This window comes from Rathayibacter sp. AY1F6, from assembly GCF_002932035.1.
Lineage (GTDB): Bacteria > Actinomycetota > Actinomycetes > Actinomycetales > Microbacteriaceae > Rathayibacter.
Genome location: NZ_PSVD01000001.1, coordinates 39,906 through 57,090 on the forward strand (window position 1 = coordinate 39,906; position 17,185 = coordinate 57,090).

Here is a 17,185-nt window from a genome sequence, read left to right on the forward strand (position 1 = left end):
AGGTGCCCGCGCGCGGCTCGTCATCCGAGCCCCGGATCCGCGGATCCGCACCGCTTCATGAGAGTGATGTCTCGGGCACGATCTGCCCCCAGAGAGAGGTCGAGGGTGACTGTTAACGATCAGGACCCGTATTCCGTCGGTCACGTGGACTCGGACCCCGAGGAAACGTCGGAGTGGAACGAGTCGCTCGATGCGCTCGTCGAGGAGCGGGGCCGGGGTCGCGGGCGCGACGTCATGCTCAGCCTCCTCAAGCGCTCCAAGGAGCTCCACCTCGGCGTGCCGATGGTGCCCACCACGGACTACATCAACACCATCGCGCCCGAGAACGAGCCCGACTTCCCGGGCGACGAGGACGTCGAGCGCCGCTACCGCGCGTGGATCCGCTGGAACGCGGCCATCCTCGTGCACCGCGCGCAGCGTCCCGGCATCGGGGTCGGCGGCCACATCTCGACGTACGCGTCGAGCGCCTCGCTGTACGAGGTCGGCTTCAACCACTTCTTCCGCGGTCAGGACCACCCGGGCGGCGGCGACCAGGTCTTCATCCAGGGCCACGCCTCCCCCGGCCCGTACGCGCGCGCCTTCCTCGAGGGACGCCTGAGCGAGCACCAGCTCGACGGATTCCGCCAGGAGAAGTCGCACCGGGGCGGCGGGCTCTCCAGCTACCCGCACCCGCGGCTCATGCCGGAATTCTGGCAGTTCCCGACCGTCTCGATGGGCCTCGGCCCGATCAACGCGATCTACCAGGCGCAGGCGAACAAGTACCTCACCAACCGCGGCATCAAGGACGCCTCCGACCAGCAGGTCTGGGCGTTCCTCGGCGACGGCGAGATGGACGAGGTCGAGTCGCGCGGTCAGCTCCAGGTCGCCGCGAACGACGGCCTCGACAACCTGAACTTCATCGTCAACTGCAACCTCCAGCGCCTCGACGGACCCGTCCGCGGCAACGGCAAGATCGTGCAGGAGCTCGAGTCGTACTTCCGCGGCGCGGGCTGGAACGTCATCAAGCTCATCTGGGGCCGCGAGTGGGACGACCTGCTCGCCCGCGACACCGAGGGCGCGCTGCTCGACCTGATGAACAAGACGCCCGACGGCGACTTCCAGACCTACAAGACGGAGGACGGCGCCTACGTCCGCGAGAACTTCTTCGGCCGCGACCCGCGCGCCAAGAAGCTCGTCGAGGGCTACTCCGACGAGCAGATCTGGGGCCTGCGCCGCGGCGGCCACGACTACCGCAAGATCTACGCGGCCATGAAGGCCGCGACGGAGCACAAGGGCCAGCCCACCGTCATCCTCGCCCACACCATCAAGGGCTACGGTCTCGGCCGCAGCTTCGAGGGCCGCAACGCGACCCACCAGATGAAGAAGATGACGCTGGACAACCTCAAGTCGTTCCGCGACACCATGCGCATCCCGATCACGGACGCGCAGCTCGAGGAGAACCCCTACCTCCCGCCGTACTACCACCCCGGTCAGAACGACGAGGCGATCGAGTACCTGCAGGAGCGCCGCCGCGCGCTCGGCGGCTACCTCCCCGAGCGCCGCTCGAAGTACACGCAGCTGAACCTCCCCGAGGACTCGGCGTACGCGGTCGGCAAGAAGGGCTCCGGGACGCAGGAGATCGCCACCACCATGGCGTTCGTCCGCATCCTCAAGGACATCCTCCGGTCGAAGGACTTCGGCAACCGCGTCGTCCCGATCATCCCGGACGAGGCGCGCACCTTCGGCATGGACGCGTTCTTCCCGAACGCGAAGATCTACAACCCGCGCGGCCAGCACTACACGTCGGTCGACCGCGAGCTCCTCCTGGCCTACAAGGAGAGCCCGCAGGGTCAGATCCTCCACGTCGGCATCAACGAGGCGGGCGCCCTCGCGGCGTTCACCGCGATCGGCACCTCGTACTCGACGCAGGGCGAGCCGCTCATCCCGGTCTACGTCTTCTACTCGATGTTCGGGTTCCAGCGCACGGGCGACGCGATCTGGGCGGCCGGCGACATGATGTCGCGCGGCTTCATGATCGGCGCCACCGCAGGACGCACCACGCTGACCGGCGAGGGCCTCCAGCACGCGGACGGGCACTCCCCGATCCTCGCGGCGACCAACCCCGCCGTCGTGAGCTACGACCCGGCCTACGGGTACGAGATCGCGCACATCGTGCAGTCCGGTCTCGAGCGCATGTACGGCGGGAAGCACACCGACCCGAACGTCATGTACTACATCACGGTCTACAACGAGCCGATCGTGCAGCCGAAGGAGCCGGAGGACGTCGACGTCGAGGGCATCGTCCGCGGCATCCACCGCATCTCCTGGGGCCAGTGGGACGGGCCGAAGGCCCAGCTCCTCGCCTCGGGCGTCGCGGTGCCGTGGGCGATCGAGGCGCAGAAGCTCCTCGCCGAGGACTGGGGCGTCTCGGCGGACGTCTGGTCGGTCACCTCGTGGAACGAGCTGCGCCGCGACGGCATCAAGGCCGAGCAGCACAACTTCCTCCACCCCGAGGACGCCGAGCAGGTGCCGTACGTGACGCAGAAGCTGGCCGACGCGAAGGGCCCCTTCGTCGCCGTCTCGGACTTCTCGCACCAGGTCCCCGACCAGCTGCGCCAGTTCATCCCGGGCGACTTCGCGACGCTCGGCGCGGACGACTTCGGCTTCTCGGACACCCGTGCGGCGGCGCGGCGCTACTTCCAGATCGACGGCCCCTCGGTCGTCGTGCGGACGCTGCAGCTGCTCGCCAAGCGCGGCGAGGTCGACCCCTCGCTCGCCGTCCAGGCGATCGAGAAGTACCGCCTCCTCGACGTCAACGCCGGCACCACCGGCAACGCGGGCGGCGAGAGCTGACGGACGAGTCCGTGCTCTCGCAGGAACCCGCACCGTCGAGTGCGCGGGGTCCTGCTCCTGCGGCGGAGCGTCCGGCCACCCGGCCGGGCGCTCCCCGCACGAAGGAGCAGACCCTTGCCTGGCTGCGCACCCTCGCCGGTGAGCTCTCGACGCAGACGATCAAGCGACTCGAGGACACGCTGCCCTGGTACGGCAGCATGCCCCCCGGTCGGCGCTCGGCGGTCGGCCTCGTCGCCCAGGCCGGCATCACCTCGTTCATCTCGTGGTTCGACGACCCGTCGGCCACGCCGTGGATCGCGGCGGACGTGTTCGGAGCCGCTCCCCGCGAGCTGCTGCGCTCCGTCTCGCTGACGCAGACGCTGCAGCTGATCAAGGTGACGGTCGAGGTCGTCGAGGACCGGATCAAGAACGGCGGGGAGGACCTCCGCGAGGCGATCCTCCTCTACTCGCGCGAGATCGCCTTCGCCGCGGCCGACGTCTACGCGCGCGCCGCCGAGGCCCGAGGTCTCTGGGACGCGCGCCTGGAGGCGCTGGTCGTCGACTCGATCCTCACGGGCGAGGCCGACGACGAGCTGCCCAGCCGGATCGCCGCCCTCGGCTGGCACGGCCACGGCGAGGTCGCCGTCCTGGTGGGCACCGCCCCCAAGATGCTCGACGTCGACCAGCTGCGCCGCACGGCCCGGCACATGGACGCCGACGTGCTGATCGGCGTGCAGGGCAGCCGGCTCGTCCTGGTCATCGGCCGCGCCGAGCCGAGCGAGAACGCCACGGAGGAGACCGGCCCGCCGGTCGCGTTCCTCGAGATCGCGGAGGCGCTCGAGCCCGGCTTCGGGACGGGCCACCTCGTCCTCGGCCACGAGGTGCCGACCCTGGTCGAGGCGTCCCGCAGCGCCCGCGCGGCCCTCGCCGGCTTCGCGGTCGCCCGCTCCTGGCGGAACGCGCCGCGACCGGTCAACGCCGACGACCTCCTTCCCGAGCGCGCCCTCGCCGGCGACCCGCTCGCCCGCCAGAGCCTCATCACGCAGATCTACCGGCCCCTGCAGAAGCACTCGACCGAGCTTCTGACCACGCTGTGGGCCTACCTCGACAACGGCCGCTCCCTCGAGGCGACCGCTCGCGAGCTGTTCGTGCACCCGAACACGGTGCGGTACCGCCTCAAGCGGGTCGCCGAGGTGATCGGCTGGGACGCGACGGGCGCCCGCGAGGCGCTCATCCTCCAGTCCGCCCTCATCCTCGGCTCCATGAGCGACCCGGACGGCGCCGTCCGCCGGAAGCCGTCCCGCCGCTGAGGCCCTCCGCTCGCCGAACCCCTCCCGCCCCTGAACACTTGTAGACCCGCGACAAGCTCTTTGTGCTTTGTCAGTGGCTCCACGCGCCGCACGTGCGAGCGCAGATCGGAAGACTGGATACCGTGATCGTCGTCGTCGCCCCGGGTCAGGGCTCCCAGACCCCCGGATTCCTCGCCCCATGGCTCGAGATCCCCTCCGTGGCCGAGCAGGTCGCCGCGCACTCGGAGGCGGTCGGCATCGACCTCGCCGCGCACGGCACCGTCTCGGACGCGGACACCATCCGCGACACCGCGGTCGCCCAGCCCCTGATCGTCTCCGCGGGACTCGTGAGCCTCGCCGCCCTCCTCGAGGGTGGACGGCGCGATCGCATCGCGGGCATCGCCGGCCACTCCGTCGGCGAGATCACCGCGGCCGCCGGAGCCGGAGTCCTCACCGAGGCCGACGCGCTGGTGTTCGTCCGCGAGCGCGCCCGTGCCATGGCCGCTGCGGCCGCCGCCGAGCCGACCGCGATGAGCGCGGTCCTCGGCGGCGACGAGCAGGCCCTGATCGCCCGTCTCGACGAGCTCGGCCTCGAGCCGGCCAACTACAACGGCGGCGGGCAGATCGTCGTCGCCGGCGCGGTCGACGCGCTCGAGGCGCTCAAGGCGGAGCCGCTCCGCGGGACCCGCGTGATCCCCCTGCAGGTGGCCGGCGCCTTCCACACCCGCTACATGGCGCCCGCCCGCGACTCCCTCGCCGGCGTCGCAGCCGGGCTGACCCCCTCCGACCCGACGCTCCGGCTCTGGACGAACCGCGACGGGTCGGTCGTCGACTCCGGCGCCGCGTTCCTCGAGCTGCTCGTCGGCCAGGTCGCCTCCCCCGTCCGCTGGGACCTCTGCATGGCGGCCTTCGCCGACGCGGGCGTCACCGGGATCATCGAGCTGGCACCCGCCGGCGCGCTGGTCGGCCTCGCCAAGCGCGGCCTCAAGGGCGTGCCGAGCATCGCCATCACGACCCCCGACGACGTGGACGCCGCCCGCGCCTTCCTCGACGAGCACGCCGCCTAGCAGGAGAGACCCCATGACGACCCCTTCCCTCACCCAGTCCAGCGGCAGCGCGTACACCCGGATCCTCGGCATCGGCGCGGCACGCGGCGACCTCGTCGTCCCGAACGACGACCTGATCGAGCCGATCAACTCCTCCGACGAGTGGATCCGCCAGCGCACCGGCATCATCGAGCGCCGCCGCGCCTCCGCCGACATCCACGCGGTCGACCTCGCGACCACCGCCTCCCTCGAGGCGATCGAGAAGGCGGGCATCCGCCCGGACCAGATCGGCGTCGTGCTCGTCTCCACGATCAGCAACACCGTGCAGACCCCGTCGCTGGCCGCGCTCCTCGCGGACCGCATCGGCGCGAACCCCGCCCCGGCGTACGACATCTCGGCCGCCTGCGCCGGCTACACCTACGGCATCGCCCAGGCCGACTCCTTCATCCGCTCCGGCCTGGCCGAGTACGTGCTCGTCGTCGGAGCCGAGAAGCTGTCCGAGCTGGTCAAGTCGACCGACCGCAGCATCTCCTTCCTCCTGGGCGACGGCGCGGGCGCCGCGGTCGTCGGCCCCAGCGACACCGCCGGCATCTCGAAGACCGTCTGGGGATCCGACGGCTCCAAGTGGGACACCGTCGGCATGGACAACCCGCTCGCGGCCTACCGCGACGGCACCGCCGAATGGCCCACCCTCCGCCAGGACGGCCCGTCGGTCTTCCGCTGGGCGGTCTGGGAGATGGCCAAGGTCGCCAAGCAGGCGCTCGCGGAGGCGGGCGTCCAGCCCGAGGACCTCGCCGCGTTCATCCCCCACCAGGCGAACATGCGCATCATCGACGAGCTCGCGAAGCAGCTGAAGCTCCCCGAGACCGTCGCCATCGGCCGCGACATCGAGACCACCGGCAACACCTCCGCCGCGTCGATCCCGCTCGCCACCCACCGCCTGCTCGAGGAGCACCCGGAGCTGCACGGCGGACTCGCGCTGCAGATCGGCTTCGGCGCCGGACTGGTGTTCGGCGCGCAGGTCGTGGTGCTCCCGTGACCGGCGCGACCCCACCCCTAAACTGACCTACGGTCACTGACGAACACCCGAAGAACCCCCAAGGAGAGAACCATGGCACTGTCCAACGAAGAAGTCCTCGCCGGCCTGGCCGAGCTTGTCAACGACGAGACGGGCATCGCCACCGACTCCGTCGAGATGGACAAGTCGTTCACCGACGACCTCGACATCGACTCCATCTCGATGATGACCATCGTCGTCAACGCCGAGGAGAAGTTCGACGTGAAGATCCCCGACGACGAGGTCAAGAACCTCAAGACGGTCGGCGACGCGGTCCGCTTCATCGTCAAGGCGTCCGAGTAGTCGTCGCCCGCGCACCCCGTCCTCGTGGCGGACACCCCGGCCGGCGACCGTCGGCCGGGGTGAGCCCGGCACCCACCCACACGGAACAGAGAAGCTCGTCATGACCAAGAAGATCGTCGTCACCGGAATCGGTGCCAGCACTCCCCTCGGCGGGACCGCCCGGGAGTCCTGGAACGCACTCCTCGCCGGCGAATCAGGCGTCCGCTCCCTCGAGCAGGACTGGGTCGCCCAGTACGACATCCCGGTCACCTTCGCCGCCCAGGCCAAGGTCCGCCCGGAGGAGGTGCTCTCCCGCCCCGAGGCGAAGCGCCTCGACCCCTCCAGCCAGTTCGCGCTCATCTCGGCCCGCGAGGCCTGGGCCGACTCCGGCATGACCGACGTCGACCCGCTCCGCGTGGGCGTCGACTACTCGACCGGCATCGGCGGCCTCTGGACCCTCGTCGACGCGTGGGACACCCTCCGCGAGCGCGGTCCCCGCCGGGTCCTCCCGATGACCATCCCGATGCTCATGCCCAACGCGGCCGCCGCCGCCATCAGCATGGCCATCCCCTCCCGCGCCTACGCCCGCACCGACGTGTCGGCCTGCGCCTCCAGCACCGAGGCCCTCGCGAACGCCTACGAGCACATGCAGCTCGGCCTCGCCGACGTGGTCGTCGCCGGCGGCACGGAGTCGGTCGTCCACCCGCTCCCGATCGCCGCCTTCGCGTCGATGCAGGCCCTCTCGCGCCGCAACGACGACCCGGCGACCGCCTCACGCCCCTACGACGTCTCCCGCGACGGCTTCGTCCTCGGAGAAGGCGCCGCGACGCTCATCCTCGAGACCGAGGAGCACGCCCTCGCCCGCGGAGCCCGCATCTACGCGGAGCTCGCCGGCGGCGCCGTCACCAGCGACTCGTACCACATCACGGCGCCGGACCCCGAGGGCTCCGCCGCCGCCCGCGCCATGATCGGCGCCCTCGAGCAGGCCGGAGCCGCGCTCACCGACGTCACCCACGTCAACGCCCACGCGACGAGCACCCCGGTCGGCGACATCGCCGAATACCGCGCCCTGCTGCGCGTCTTCGGCGACCACCTCCCGAACATCGCCGTCTCCGCGACCAAGGCGTCCACCGGCCACCTCCTCGGCGGCACCGGCGCGCTCGAGGCCATCTTCACCGTGCTCGCCCTCCACGAGCGCACCGCACCCCCCACCATCAACCTCTTCGAGCAGGACCCCCAGATCCCCCTCGACGTCGTCACCAGCCCCCGCGCCCTCGGCGACGGACCGCTGGTCGCCATCTCGAACTCGTTCGGGTTCGGGGGGCACAATGCTGTTGCCGCTTTCCGGACGGTGTAGCGGGGCGTAGCCCCGCTCCACCGTGCGGAAAGCGGGCTGCGCCGCTCCTTGCGCGGCGCAGGCGCGTCCGCTGGGGAGGGGGGCGGGGTTTCCGAGGGCCGGTGCGGTGCGGCGACGGTGATCCGCTGGAACGCGGATCCCCGGATACGCCTCGTGCCGCGAGGGATCTGCGCCGCCGTCTGGTGCGGGCTGGTGAGCACGCCGTGCTGGTGGGGAGCGCGGGCTTCGCCGCGACTCGCGTCGGATACTCCGATCGCGGAAGCTGTCCGGGTGGGAGCGCGGGCTTCGCCGCGACTCGGGTCGAAAGCTTCGGTTCAAGCAGCTGTGCTCGAGGGGAGCGCGGGCTTCGCCGCGACTCGGGTCGGATGCTCGGATCAGGGCGGCTGCGCTCGTGGGGAGCGTGCGACTCGCCATTACTCGGGCCGTCGGCGTCGTGCGCGACAGAGGTGCGGGCGGGTCCACGAGTCTTCCGACGCCCTCCGCCGGAACGCGGTGCTCCGCCGACCGTCTGGTCGACGTGCCAGCGAGCGGCAACCGCGAGGCGACGGCGCGACTTCGAGGCGGGCCTCTGCCGGAACGAGGGTCCGCTGGCCGCCTGGTTCAGGGAGGCGGGAGCGAGCGGCCCCCGCGAGGCGTATCCGCCGATCCGCGTGCCAGCGGATCGGCGTCGCCGGACGCAAGCCGCTCCACGGAACCCGACCACCTCCCCGAGCCGACTGCGCGACGCCGCGCGAGGAGCGGCGTCGAACGAACTCAGCCGACCCCGTGCATCCAGACGACGGGGGCGAAGTCGCCGCCGTAGCGGAAGGGCTCGAGCTCGTCCTCCCAGGCCTGGCCGAGGGCGAGGCGCAGCTCGCGGTGCAGCTCGATGGGGTCGGCGCCGGCGAGCTCCATGGCGGAGCGGATGCGGTCCTCGGGCACGACGGTGTTGCCCGCGCTGTCGGTCTGCGCGTAGAAGATGCCGAGCTCGGGCGTGTGCATCCAGCGGCCTCCGTCGACGCCGGGCGAGGGCTCCTCGGTGACCTCGTAGCGGACGTCGGCCCAGCCGCGGAGAGCGGACGCGATGACGGCACCGGTTCCGACCGGGCCCTCCCAGGCGAACTCGGCGCGCAGTGTGCTGCGGAGCACGGGCTGCTCGATCCAGGCGAAGTTCACGGCACGACCAAGGGCGCGACCTGTCCCCCACTCGAGGTGGGGGCAGAGCGCGCGGGGGGCGGAGTGCACGAAGAGCACACCCCGAGTCTGCTGCGCCACCATGGTGTCCTCCGTTCGTCCCGGTGCGTCTTCCCCAACGACCCGGACCACGGAACACTCTGCGGTGCGCCTTCTTCGATTATGACGGTGGACGTGCCACCACGCCCGATCATGCAGGAGCGGCGGACCTCCGTCAAGGCGGCTCGCCGCGCCTGCTCGACCGGCCGTGGGCGGCTCCTGCCTATACTCAGGTCGTCCGCGCCGCCGGACGCCGCACACCGCCAGACGCCCGCCGGGAGGAGCACCGTGTCCGTCCGCGACGGCCTGCTCGCCCTGCTCACGCTCGGCCCCGCCTACGGCCTCCAGCTGCACGCCGAGCTCCTCGACCGTGCCGCGCACCGGCCCCGGGTCAACGTCGGCCAGATCTACTCGACGCTCGACCGCCTGCGCGAGCGGGGCCTCGTCGTCTCGGCCGGGTCCACCGACGACGGCCTCCCCCTGCACGCGCTCACCGACGAGGGCCGCGCGGAGGCGGCCGCCTGGCTGACGGGTGACGGAGCGTCCCCGGAGGAGGACTGGGACGACGTCCTCGACCGGGTGCTGCTGGCCTCGAGCCTGTCCGGCGCCGACCTCGCCGCCGTCCTCGACGCGTACGAGAGCTCGCTGCCCGCCACCGCCGACGAGCAGGCGGAGGAGGAGGAGGACGCGCACCCGCAGCGCCGCCTCGCCGCGATCGCCGCCCGCGTGCGGGAGGAGGCCCTGAGGCGCCTCCTCGAGGCGGCCCGCGACGAGCTCACGGGCGACGGGCCGGGACGGGGCGTCCGCGGATACGCTCTCGAGCGTCCCCGTCGGGGCCGTCGAGCCTCGAGCTAGGACGAGACAGGCGCGGGTGCCGTCGCCTAGGGTGGTTCGCATGTCCCGCACCCCCCTCGGTCTCCGCGTCCCCTCCCGGACGCGCCGGCGCCTCGTCGCCGCCGGAGCGGGCACGGTCCTCGTCCTGTGCGCCGCCCTCGCCGCTCCGCTCTCCGCGTCCGCCGCCTACGACCCGTCCGACTACCCCTCGTGGTCCGATGTGGAGGCCGCGAAGTCGAGCGAGAGCGCCACCGCCGCCGAAGTCGACCGCATCACCGCCTTCCTCGCCGACCTGCGCGACCAGGCCGCCGCCCTCACCGACGCCGCCATCAGCCGGGCCGCCGAGGCGGACGCCGCGCAGAGCGCTCTCGACGAGGCGACTCAGCGCGTGAGCGCCCTGGAGGAGCGCGCCTCCGCCGCCCGCTCGGACGCCGACGCCGCGAAGGAGCAGGCCGGCCGTCTCGCCGCGCAGCTCTACCGCAACGGCGGGACCGATGCGACGCTCAACCTCCTCATCGGCGGCGACGAGTCGAGCGAGCTGCTCTACCGCCTCGGCACCATGACGCAGCTCACCCAGCAGACCAGCCGGCTCCAGACCGCGGCGCAGTCGACCGAGAACCAGGCCGTCTCCCTCGCCGCGCAGGCCGAGCAGGCCCGGGGCGAGCGCGTCTCCCTCGCCACCGCCGCGGCCGACGCGCTCTCGGCCGCCCGCTCCGCGCAGGCCGAGGCCGACGCCAAGGTCGCCGACCAGGAGAAGTACAGCCAGGAGCTCTACACCCAGCTCGCCTCGCTCAAGAACACCACCGCCGAGATCGAGCGGGAGTACGCCGACGGCCAGGACGCGAAGTCGGCGTTCGAGGAGCAGCAGCGCCTCTCCCGCCTCGCCGCCGAGGCCGAGGCCGCCCGCCAGCGCGCCGCGTCGGCTCCCGCCGCGGTCGCGGCTCCGGCAGCGCCGTCCAACAGTGGAGGCGGCGGAGGAGGCGGCCCGGTCGAGCTCGGCGACGACGACCCGACCGGCGCACGCAACAGCTCCGCCAAGACCATCGCCGCCCTCGGCACCTACGCCGGACGCACGGACGGCCTCTCCCCCGCGCAGGCCCAGGCCTACGCCCGCACCGCTGTCGGCCGCTTCGGCTGGGGCGCCGACCAGGTCGACCGGTGCCTCATCCCGCTGTGGAACGGCGAGTCGGGGTGGCGCTGGAACGCGCTGAACCGCTCCTCCGGCGCCTACGGCATCCCGCAGGCCCTCCCGGCGAGCAAGATGGCCAACTCGGGAGCCGACTACCAGACGAACGCGGCGACGCAGGTCGACTGGGGTCTCTCGTACATCAAGAGCGCCTACGGCTCGCCCTGCAACGCGTGGTCGAGCTGGAACAACCGCTCGCCGCACTGGTACTGATCCCGCGTCTCACTTCGCCTGGTCGTAGGAGTCGACGACGGCGACGGTGACCGGGAAGTCGACCTCGCCCTCTCCGAAGAGCGAGCGTCCGGCGCGCACCGCCGCCTCGCGGACGATCGCGGCGACCCGCTCGCCGACGTCGGCGGGAGCGTGCACGATCACCTCGTCGTGCAGGAAGTAGACGAGGTGCGCCCGGCCGACCGCGCCGCCCTCGGCGCGCAGTCGCGCCCGCAGCTCGCCCATCCAGCAGAGCGCCCACTCGGCCGCGGTCCCCTGCACCACGAAGTTGCGGGTGAAGCGTCCCCATTCGCGCGCTCGCGCCGCATCCGCCGAGAGCCCCTCGGGTCCGGGAGGCGAGCTGCGCCCGAGCCACGTCGAGACGCTCACGCCGCGCTCGCCCGCCCGAGCCGCCGCCTCGACGTGCGCGACCGAGCGCGGGTAGGCACGGGCGAGCCTCGGGAGCAGCCGCCCGGCCTCGCCGCTCGTCGCCCCGTACATCGCCCCCAGCATCGCGACCTTCGCCCTCGGCCGGTCGGGGACCACGCCGGCGTCGACGATGCCCTGGTAGAGGTCGCGGCCCCGCCCGGCGGCGGCCATGGCCGAGTCGCCCGAGAGCGCGGCGAGGATGCGCGGCTCGAGCTGCGCGGCATCCGCGACCACGAGGCTCCAGCCCGGATCCGCGGTGACCGCGGCGCGGATCTGCCGCGGCAGCTGCAGCGCCCCTCCGCCCGAGGTCGCCCAGCGGCCGGTGACGACGCCGCCCACCACGTACTCCGGCCGGAACCGTCCGTCGCGCACCCACGCGTCGAGCCATGCCCAGCCGTTGGCGGTGAGCAGCCGGGAGAGCTTCTTGTACTCCAGGAGGGGCGGCACCGCGGGATGCTCGAGGGACTGCAGCTCCCAGGAGCGCGTCGACTCGACCGGCAGCCCCGCGCGCCGCAGCGCCTTGAGGAGCTCGGCCGGCGAGTCGGGATTGAGCTCGGGCGCGCCGAGCTCGTCGCGCAGACGGACGGCCAGCGCCTCCAGCAGGGCCGGGCGGCCGCCGAAGAGCGGGCGGGGGCCGAGCATCCCGGTGAGCACCCGGTCGTGCACATCGGCGCGCCACGGCAGCCCCGCGTGGGCGATCTCGCGAGCGATCAGGGCGCCGACGGATTCGGCGGCGAGCAGCAGGCGGAGCCGGCCGGCCTCGGCGGCGCCGGAGAGCGCCTCCTCCTGCAGGGCCAGCTCGAGGACGGGGTCGAGCTCGTCGGAGCCGCCCGCCGCCTCCTCGAACCCGATCAGCGTGTCCTGCGCGGCGGGGGCCGCGGCTCCCGCGTCCCACGGGTCGAGGGGCGAGCGCGCGAGAGCCGATGAGGCGGCGGAGACCGAGCGGCGGAGGATCGCGCGGGCCAGCCGGAGGTCGTGGCACCGGGCGACGACCACCCCGGCCGACAGCAGTGCGGGGTACCAGCGCGCGGTGTCGTCCCAGACCCAGCGCGGGCGCTCCGGCTCCCGCTCCCGGACGAACGCCGCCAGCTCGGCCGGCCCCCTGCCGCTCCCGGCCTCGGCGCCGCCGACGGGGTCGACCGCCCGCCACGCCCCCGTGGGGCCGCCGACGAGTGCGAGGAGCATCGGGCCATTCTCCCCCGTGGCGGACACGGAGGCCGCCGTCGCGGGGACGGCAGGGCCCCCTCTCGCTGAAGGAGTCACGCCGACGGCCGCGAGGGCGGGTAGCCGGGGAAGGGCTTCTCCTGCGCCGTCGGCGGCTGATGGGCCCACAGGGCGGCCGCGATGGTGTCCATCGAGCGGGAGTAGCCCACGAGCGTCCGCCTCTCCGGCTCGGCCGCCCAGGTCACCGCGCGGAACCAGGTCTCGCGGTACGGGCCGGTCTCGATGCGGCGCACCAGGCCGATCCGGCCGGTGCGCAGGGCGTCGACCATCACCCACTCGTCCTGCCCGCTGCTGCGCAGCATCTGGAGCGGACTCCACTCGATCATCGCGCCTCCCACCGGTCGATCCGCGGCCGTGGCGAGCACGAGCGCCGCGGCGTACACTCGCAGACTATCGAACACATGTTCGAACGGCCAACCGGGTCCGGCGAGTGAACGGGAGCACGACGATGGCGGTGATCGACGAGACGGCGCTGGTCTCGACCGACGGCGAGGGAGTGCCGATCGCGCTCGAGTGGCGGGGCGGGAGCTACCGGGTGACCGACCGGCCGACGGTGTGGACCTGCACGAGCGAGTGGTGGGCGCCCCTCGAGGGGTTCCCGCCGACGTTCGGGCGCACACCGGTGAGCATCGGCGGCTGGCGCTTCCAGGCGACGGACCTCGCGACCGGCGGAGCGTTCGTGCTCGACGTGGTCGCGTCGACGGAGCCGCAGTGGAGCGTGGTGCGGATCTACGAGTAGTGCCGGCGCGAGGCCGGCCGGGCGGCTACTTGTCGGCCGACCAGGGCGCCCGCGTCATGGCGATGAGAGCCGCGACTCCGGAGACGAGGCCGACACCGGCGATGGCGGACACGACGAGCCAGAGAACGAGTTCCATGCCGCCAGTCTACCGAGCCCCGGAGCGGATCCTCTCCGCCCCGCTTCCATCCCCCGGCTATGGAATAGCCTGGGCAGAGTGACCGACGCCCCCACCCGCGCGAGTGTCGGACTGCGCTCGGAGCGCGGCCCGATCCTGCTGTCCCTGATGATCTCGACCGCTCTGGTCGCCCTCGACGCCACGATCCTCTCGACGGCCGTGCCGTCCATCGTCGCCGACCTGGGGGGCTTCGAGCAGTTCCCCTGGCTGTTCTCGATCTACCTGCTGGCCCAGGCGGTCTCGGTCCCCCTCTACGGCAAGCTCGCCGACGTGATCGGGCGCAAGCCCATCATGCTGATCGGCATCGCCCTGTTCCTGGTCGGCTCGCTCCTGTGCGGCCTCGCCTGGAGCATGCCCGCGCTGATCGCGTTCCGAGCCCTGCAGGGCCTGGGGGCCGGAGCGATCCAGCCGATGGGCATCACCATCGCCGGCGACATCTACACGGTCGCCGAGCGTGCGAAGACCCAGGGCTACCTCGCGAGCGTCTGGGGCATCTCTTCTGTCGTCGGGCCGACCCTCGGCGGCGTGCTCTCGGACCTGGGCGCCTGGCGCGGCATCTTCCTCGTCAACATCCCCCTGTGCCTCCTGGCGGCGTTCCTCCTGATCCGCAGCTTCCGCGAGACCACGCGGGGCGAGAAGCAGCGGATCGACGTGGCGGGCGCCTCCGTGCTCGCCGTGGGCACCGCGCTGCTCATCCTCGGGCTGCTCGAGGGCGGCAGCGCCTGGCCGTGGCTCTCCCCCGCCGGAGTCGGCGTGTTCGTCGTCTCGGCCCTCGCGTTCGCCGGCTTCGTCGCGATCGAGCGGCGAGCTGCCGCCCCGGTGCTCCCCCTCTGGGTCCTCACGCGGCGCGTGCTGATCTCGACCAGCCTGGTCTCGGTGACCGTCGGCGCGATCACGCTCGGCGTCACCTCGTACTTCCCGACCTTCGCGCAGGGCGTGCTCGGCAGCTCCGCCCTCGGCGCGGGCTTCGCCGTCGCGGCGATGACGCTCGGCTGGCCGGTCGCGGCGAGCCTGTCGGGCCGGCTCTACCTGCGCATCGGCTTCCGCAACACGGGCTTCCTCGGAGCGGGGCTCGTCGTGATCGGCACGGCGCTGACCATCCTGCTCGGCGCCTCCTCGACGCTGTGGGAGATCGCCGGCTTCTGCGTGCTGATCGGCGCCGGCATGGGGCTCGTGGCGACTCCGACGCTGATCCGGGCGCAGTCGAGCGTCGACTGGAACGAGCGCGGAGTGGTCTCCTCGACCAACTTCTTCGCCCGCAACATCGGCAGCGCCGTCGCCGTGGCCGTGTTCGGCGCGATCGTAAACGCGAAGGCGGGCGGCGGCGTCCCCGCACCGGCGGACCTCGCCGAGGGCACCCGCTTCGTCTGCATCGCGCTCACGGTCCTCGCCGTGGGCATGCTCGCCGCGGTCTGGGCGATGCCGAAGGAGGGGCGCACCGCGCCCGGAGAGGATCGGGCGGCGGAGGCCGAGCCCGACGCGGCCCGGCCGGACGCGGCCCAGCCCTAGCCGTCAGGCGGCGCCGTCGGTTCTCGTCGTCAGCCGGAGCGGCGCGCCGCGGCCGTCGCTCGCAGGCGGTCGCGGTGGGTGCGGCGCACCCGGTGCGTCCAGCGCTGCAGGGACGACCCCATCCCGGGGTGCCGCGCCAGCGTGTGCAAAGCGCGGTCGAACCGGCGGAGCATGTCGGCGAAGGCGCCGAAGGGGCGGGCCGAGATGCCGACCTCGAGGTGGCGGTCGAGCACGATCCGGTGCCGGAGTCCCAGGTGCACGCTGATCTCGACGTCGTCGTGCACGTAGGCGTCGTGCCGGTGCATCTCCTCCGCGATCTCCTCCCACGCCGACCGGCGGACGGCGCAGTTGGAGCCGAAGAGCGGCCAGTTGGCCAGCGCCGACCCCATCAGCACGAAGTAGGCGTCCATGTAGGCGACCCGCGCGATCACCCGGGCGATCGGGCCGAGCTCGTCGAAGCGTCCGGGACCGGTCACCGCTCCGACCTCGGGATCGGCGAAGTGGCCGGCCAGGCGCGCCAGCCAGTCGGGTCCCGGGCGGGAGTCGGCGTCGAGCCGTGCGAGGACGTCGCCGTGCGCCTCGTCGAAGCCGTGCGCCGTGCTCGCCGGGATCCCGGCTCCGTCGTGCCGCACCACCCGCGCGCCCGCCGCTCGCGCGACGGCGGCGCTGTCGTCGGTGCTCCCGTCGTCGACGACGACGATCTCGAACGGAGCGAGCGTCTGCTCGCGGAGGAGCTCGAGCAGCTGCTCGAGGTGGCGGGCGTCGTCCTTCACGGGGACGACGACCGAGATGCGCCGGTGATCCATCCGCCCAGTCAACGCGATCGGGGCGCTCAGCGGGGACACCGCCACGCGTCTCGCGCAAGCCCGGACCTGTCAACCGGCTCCCGAGCGCGCCGGATCCGCTGATGGGATCGACCCGTGTCCGCCGGATCGGCGGCCCGATCGAGACAGGAGACGACATGACCCAGGGACCTCGAGACTTCCAGCCCACCCGTGCACTGGTGACCGCTTCTGACTCCGGCATCGGCCGGGCGACCGCGGTGGCACTGGCCGAGGCGGGCATGGACGTCGGCATCACCTGGCACAGCGACGAGGAGGGCGCGCAGGGCACGGCGGAGGAGGTGCGCTCCCTCGGCCGGCGCGCCGAGATCGCGCGCCTCGACACGACGGATCTGGAGGGCGCGGGCGACGTGATCGACGACCTCGCGGATCGACTGGGCGGGCTCGACGTCGCCGTCAGCAATGCGGGCGGAGGCGGAGGCGAGCCCTTCCTCGAGCAGAGCCTCGACAGCTGGCGCTCGACCGTCGCCCTGAACCTCGACGGAGCGTTCGTCTGCCTCCAGCGCGCCGCGCGGCGCATGGCGGCCCAGGGCACGGGCGGCAGGATCATCGCGGTCACCAGTGTCCACGAGCACCAGCCGCGGGTCGGCTCCGTCGCCTACACCGCTGCCAAGCACGGGCTGGGCGGCCTGCTGAAGGTGGCCGCACTCGAGCTCGGCTCCCTCGGCATCACCGTCAACGCCGTCGCCCCCGGGGAGATCGCGACGCCGATGAACGACGCCGAGGATGTGGACCCCGTCACGATCGACCGCCCCGGCATCCCCCTCGGCCGCCCCGGCGACGCCCGCGAGATCGCGGCGGTGGTCGCCTTCCTGGCCTCTCCCGCCGCCTCCTACATCACCGGATCCTCGTACGTCGTGGACGGCGGGATGCTGCAGATGGGGCCGCAGGCCGGCTCCCACCTCCGGCAGGACGACTGGCGCGAGGCCTGAGCCGCCGACCACGGCGCCCGCCCGCCGGGTACTCTCGAAGAGGTGCTCCGG

General features: G+C 72.7%; 15 protein-coding genes. 11 read left to right on the top strand and 4 right to left on the bottom strand.

Going from position 1 to position 17,185, the window contains the following annotated elements:
- The first annotated feature begins 105 nt into the window (after nucleotides 1-105).
- From aceE to C5C44_RS00240, 6 genes are all read left to right on the top strand, one after another.
- Complete coding sequence (gene aceE, locus C5C44_RS00215; RefSeq protein WP_104247522.1) at nucleotides 106-2,832, top strand: pyruvate dehydrogenase (acetyl-transferring), homodimeric type; 2,727 nt, start codon at nucleotides 106-108, stop codon at nucleotides 2,830-2,832.
- A 122-nt stretch (nucleotides 2,833-2,954) separates the two neighbouring features.
- Nucleotides 2,955-4,121 (top strand): CdaR family transcriptional regulator, encoded by a 1,167-nt coding sequence (locus tag C5C44_RS00220; protein WP_181027189.1) that lies wholly within the window; start codon nucleotides 2,955-2,957, stop codon nucleotides 4,119-4,121.
- 122 nt (nucleotides 4,122-4,243) lie between these two features.
- On the top strand, nucleotides 4,244-5,167 hold the full coding sequence (locus C5C44_RS00225) for an ACP S-malonyltransferase (protein WP_104250961.1): 924 nt from the start codon (nucleotides 4,244-4,246) through the stop codon (nucleotides 5,165-5,167).
- Between the two features lie 13 nt (nucleotides 5,168-5,180).
- Nucleotides 5,181-6,185, top strand: coding sequence for a beta-ketoacyl-ACP synthase III (locus tag C5C44_RS00230; protein ID WP_104223464.1), 1,005 nt, complete (start codon nucleotides 5,181-5,183; stop codon nucleotides 6,183-6,185).
- A gap of 72 nt (nucleotides 6,186-6,257) precedes the next feature.
- Nucleotides 6,258-6,506 carry an acyl carrier protein gene (locus C5C44_RS00235; protein WP_104223463.1) on the top strand — a complete coding sequence of 83 codons (249 nt, stop codon included), beginning with the start codon at nucleotides 6,258-6,260 and terminating at the stop codon, nucleotides 6,504-6,506.
- 100 nt (nucleotides 6,507-6,606) lie between these two features.
- The gene (locus C5C44_RS00240) at nucleotides 6,607-7,842 is read left to right on the top strand and encodes a beta-ketoacyl synthase (RefSeq protein ID WP_104335059.1); all 1,236 of its coding nucleotides are present in this window, start codon (nucleotides 6,607-6,609) and stop codon (nucleotides 7,840-7,842) included.
- A 753-nt stretch (nucleotides 7,843-8,595) separates the two neighbouring features.
- Here the strand turns inward: C5C44_RS00240 and C5C44_RS00245 are convergent.
- The gene (locus C5C44_RS00245) at nucleotides 8,596-9,099 is read right to left on the bottom strand and encodes a DUF3145 domain-containing protein (RefSeq protein WP_104226674.1); all 504 of its coding nucleotides are present in this window, start codon (nucleotides 9,097-9,099) and stop codon (nucleotides 8,596-8,598) included.
- 243 nt (nucleotides 9,100-9,342) lie between these two features.
- Here C5C44_RS00245 and C5C44_RS00250 point away from each other — a divergent pair, with 243 nt between their 5' ends.
- Nucleotides 9,343-9,909, top strand: coding sequence for a PadR family transcriptional regulator (locus tag C5C44_RS00250; RefSeq protein WP_181132637.1), 567 nt, complete (start codon nucleotides 9,343-9,345; stop codon nucleotides 9,907-9,909).
- Nucleotides 9,910-9,949: 40 nt separating this feature from the next.
- Nucleotides 9,950-11,287 carry a hypothetical protein gene (locus C5C44_RS00255; protein ID WP_104335061.1) on the top strand — a complete coding sequence of 446 codons (1,338 nt, stop codon included), beginning with the start codon at nucleotides 9,950-9,952 and terminating at the stop codon, nucleotides 11,285-11,287.
- 9 nt (nucleotides 11,288-11,296) lie between these two features.
- On the opposite strand, the gene C5C44_RS00260 is transcribed toward C5C44_RS00255, so the two are convergent.
- Both C5C44_RS00260 and C5C44_RS00265 read right to left on the bottom strand, forming a co-directional pair.
- Nucleotides 11,297-12,898 (bottom strand): bifunctional 3'-5' exonuclease/DNA polymerase, encoded by a 1,602-nt coding sequence (locus tag C5C44_RS00260; protein ID WP_104260983.1) that lies wholly within the window; start codon nucleotides 12,896-12,898, stop codon nucleotides 11,297-11,299.
- Between the two features lie 74 nt (nucleotides 12,899-12,972).
- Nucleotides 12,973-13,263 carry a hypothetical protein gene (locus C5C44_RS00265; protein WP_146082406.1) on the bottom strand — a complete coding sequence of 97 codons (291 nt, stop codon included), beginning with the start codon at nucleotides 13,261-13,263 and terminating at the stop codon, nucleotides 12,973-12,975.
- A gap of 104 nt (nucleotides 13,264-13,367) precedes the next feature.
- Here C5C44_RS00265 and C5C44_RS00270 point away from each other — a divergent pair, with 104 nt between their 5' ends.
- Both C5C44_RS00270 and C5C44_RS00275 read left to right on the top strand, forming a co-directional pair.
- Nucleotides 13,368-13,676 (top strand): hypothetical protein, encoded by a 309-nt coding sequence (locus tag C5C44_RS00270; RefSeq protein WP_104226677.1) that lies wholly within the window; start codon nucleotides 13,368-13,370, stop codon nucleotides 13,674-13,676.
- Nucleotides 13,677-13,959: 283 nt separating this feature from the next.
- The gene (locus C5C44_RS00275; protein WP_104263019.1) at nucleotides 13,960-15,360 is read left to right on the top strand and encodes an MDR family MFS transporter; all 1,401 of its coding nucleotides are present in this window, start codon (nucleotides 13,960-13,962) and stop codon (nucleotides 15,358-15,360) included.
- 29 nt (nucleotides 15,361-15,389) lie between these two features.
- Here C5C44_RS00275 and C5C44_RS00280 read toward each other — a convergent pair whose 3' ends face one another.
- Nucleotides 15,390-16,166 (bottom strand): glycosyltransferase family 2 protein, encoded by a 777-nt coding sequence (locus tag C5C44_RS00280; RefSeq protein WP_104223456.1) that lies wholly within the window; start codon nucleotides 16,164-16,166, stop codon nucleotides 15,390-15,392.
- A 155-nt stretch (nucleotides 16,167-16,321) separates the two neighbouring features.
- On the opposite strand from C5C44_RS00280, the gene C5C44_RS00285 reads away from it, so the two are divergent.
- Entirely contained in the window at nucleotides 16,322-17,134 is an 813-nt protein-coding gene (locus tag C5C44_RS00285; RefSeq protein WP_104273352.1) for an SDR family oxidoreductase, read from the top strand.
- Nucleotides 17,135-17,185: the final 51 nt, after the last annotated feature.